General features: G+C 32.3%; 1 protein-coding gene. It reads left to right on the forward strand.

The window, feature by feature from the left end:
• Positions 1 to 263 (forward strand): reverse transcriptase domain-containing protein (locus L21TH_RS06830; protein ID WP_034429565.1); only part of this gene is annotated, 263 nt, incomplete at both ends.

Consider the following 263-nt stretch of genomic DNA (forward strand, 5'->3'; position numbering starts at 1 on the left):
CCAGTAAGAAGAAAAGAAATACCTAAACCAAACGGAGGAGTAAGACTTTTAGGAATACCTACGGTAATAGATAGATTAATACAACAAGCAATACAGCAGGTAATAAATCCGATATTTGATAGTGAATTTTCAAATAGTAGCTTTGGGTTTAGACCAGGAAGAAGTGCTCATATGGCTCTTAAACAATCACAGAAATATATCAACGAAGGCTACAAATATGTAGTAGATATGGATTTAGAAAAATTCTTTGACAATGTAAATCA

The sequence above is a fragment of the Caldisalinibacter kiritimatiensis genome, assembly GCF_000387765.1.
Taxonomy (GTDB): domain Bacteria; phylum Bacillota; class Clostridia; order Tissierellales; family Caldisalinibacteraceae; genus Caldisalinibacter; species Caldisalinibacter kiritimatiensis.